At 70.5% G+C, this 2,607-nt stretch carries 2 protein-coding genes; one reads left to right on the top strand and one right to left on the bottom strand.

From position 1 onward, the window contains the following. The first annotated feature begins 61 nt into the window (after nt 1-61). The gene (locus M3B01_RS14460; RefSeq protein ID WP_259793235.1) at nt 62-1,753 is read left to right on the top strand and encodes a glycoside hydrolase family 13 protein; all 1,692 of its coding nucleotides are present in this window, start codon (nt 62-64) and stop codon (nt 1,751-1,753) included. Between the two features lie 27 nt (nt 1,754-1,780). Here M3B01_RS14460 and M3B01_RS14455 read toward each other — a convergent pair whose 3' ends face one another. Then, nucleotides 1,781-2,503, bottom strand: a complete 723-nt coding sequence (locus tag M3B01_RS14455) for a type 1 glutamine amidotransferase domain-containing protein (protein WP_259793234.1) — start codon at nt 2,501-2,503, stop codon at nt 1,781-1,783. Nucleotides 2,504-2,607 lie beyond the last annotated feature (104 nt).

Genomic DNA, 2,607 nt, shown 5'->3' with positions numbered 1-2,607 from the left:
CCCCCCCCCCACCACCGCCCACGCACCCGAACCGAGCACCTGCACCCTGAGGAGTTCCCCCATGTCCGAGCACCACTCCGTCGAGATCCCCCTGAGCGATGCCGACTGGTGGCGCCAGGCCGCCGTGTACCAGATCTACCCGCGCTCCTTCGCCGACGGCACGGCCGACGGCGTCGGTGATCTGACCGGGATCATCTCCCGCATCGACTACCTGCGCTCCCTGAACGTGGACGCCGTGTGGCTGAGCCCGTTCTACCCCTCGGCGCTGGCCGATGGCGGGTACGACGTGGACGACTACCGCGACGTGGACCCCCGCATCGGAACCCTCGAGCAGTTCGACGAGTTGGTGGACCTGCTGCACGGAGCCGGGATCCGCGTGATCGTGGACCTGGTGCCCAACCACTCCTCCGACCGCCACGCGTGGTTCCAGGAGGCGCTGGCCTCCCCGAAGGGCTCGAACGCCCGCGAGCGGTACATCTTCCGCGACGGCACCGGGCCGGACGGCTCCCTGCCGCCGGCGGACTGGGAGTCCATCTTCGGCGGGCCCGCCTGGACCCAGGTGGAGGACGGCCAGTGGTACCTGCACTCCTTCGCCCGCGAGCAGCCCGACTTCAACTGGGACCACCCCGAGGTGCGCGAGCACTTCCTGCACACCCTGCGGTTCTGGTCCGATCGCGGGGTGGACGGGTTCCGGGTGGACGTGGCCCAGGGCCTGGCCAAGGAGCTCCCGGAGCAGCTGCCCACCAAGGCGCAGCTCAAGGAGATGCCCAAGGACGGCACCCATCCCCTGTGGGACCGCGACGACGTGCACCGGATCTACGCCGAGTGGCGCGAGGTGTTCAACGAGTACGATCCGCCGCGGATGGCCGTGGCCGAGGCGTGGGTGGACACCCCCGAGCGGCGCGCCAAGTACGCCACCCCGGACGGCCTGGGCCAGGCCTTCAACTTCGACCTGCTGGAGGCCGACTTCAAGGCCGCCGACTTCCGCGAGGTGATCGACTTCAGCCTCGAGCAGGTGAAGAAGACCGGCTCGACCACCACCTGGGTGCTGTCCAACCACGACCAGATCCGCCACGCCACCCGCTACGGCCTGCCACCGCGCAACGACAGCCCCGACAAGCACGGCGCCGACTGGGTGATCGCCGGCGGTCCCGAGGAGCAGCTGGACCGGGAACTGGGCATCCGCCGGGCGCGCGCGGCGACGATGCTGGAGCTGGCCCTGCCGGGCAGCGCCTACCTGTACCAGGGCGAGGAGCTGGGCCTGCACGAGGTGGCCGACATCCCCGACGAGCAGCGGCAGGACCCCGCGTTCTGGCGCACCACCCCGGAGAGCCGCAGCTTCGACGGCCTGGGCCGCGACGGCTGCCGGGTGCCGATCCCGTGGACTCGTGGAGGCTCTTCCTTCGGCTTCGGCGAGGACGGTGCGCACCTGCCCCAGCCCGACTGGTTCGCTGAGCACGCGGTGGAGGCGCTGGACGGGGTGGCCGGCTCCACCCTGGAGCTGTACCGCGAGGTGCTGGGACTGCGTCGAAAGCTGCAGGGCGCGGAGGAGCTGCGCTGGGACGAGTCGCTGTGCGGCCCGGACGTGCTGGCCTTCGACCGGCCCGGCGGCTGGCTGTCGGTGACGAACTTCGGTGAAGCGCCGGTGCCGCTGCCGGTGGGCGAGGTGCTCGCCTCCAGCATGCCGTTGGTCGGGGACGAGATCCCCGGGGCCACCACGGTGTGGCTGCGCCGCAGCGTACGGTCGTCCTGAGGCAGAGGCCGTTTCCGCCGAGGCCGGTCAGCGGCGGTCCTGCTTGGCCAGCAGCTTCACCACGGCCTCTCCCACGCCGCTGGCACTGGTGGGGTTCTGGCCGGTGATGAGTCGATCGTCGACCACCACCTTGGAGGCCATCGGCCGCAGCGCCTTGGTGTAGGTGGCGCCGCGCTCCTTCAGCCGCTCGTCCAGCCGGAAGGGGACCGCGTCGGCGCGGCTGGCGAGCTTCTCCTCGGGCCAGCTGTAACCGGTGACCTTGCGTCCGTCCAGGAAGGGGCGGCCGTCGGCACCGATCACCTCCGTGAGACCTGCCGGGCCGTGGCAGACGGCTGCGACAATCCCACCGTCGCCATCGGTGCGACGGATCCGCTCGGCAAGGGCCGCGGAGGTGGGGAAGTCGAACATGGTGCCGTGGCCGCCGGTGAGGTAGACGGCGTCGAAGGACTCATCGGCCAGGGACTCGATGCTCGGGGTGTCCTCCAGCAGATCCATGAAGGAGCGGTCTGCGTAGCGCTGCCCTGTGCCGCCCTGCTTGAGCACGAGTGCGCCCAGGCTCTCGGGATCCAGGGGGACGCGGCCGCCGTCGATGCTGGCGATGACCACGTCGTGCCCGGCGCCGGTGACCACGTCGTAGAAGTGGGTGAGCTCGCCCAGCCACAGGCCGGTGCGGTACCCGACGGTCTCGTAGGCCGCAGTGCTCGTGGTGACGGCCAGGATGCGCTTCGGGGTGGTGCTCTTGGGTGACATGCGTTTTCTCCCTGATTCGGATGCGGGGGCTGCTGGGGCACGGCCGCCGCATGTTCGGGTGGATCAGGTGGTGATCATGCCATCTCGAGCTGGCCAGCTCATTC

This window comes from Brachybacterium sp. p3-SID957, from assembly GCF_025144775.1.
GTDB classification, from domain to species: Bacteria; Actinomycetota; Actinomycetes; order Actinomycetales; family Dermabacteraceae; genus Brachybacterium; species Brachybacterium epidermidis.
This window is presented reverse-complemented; position numbering and strand designations above follow the sequence as displayed.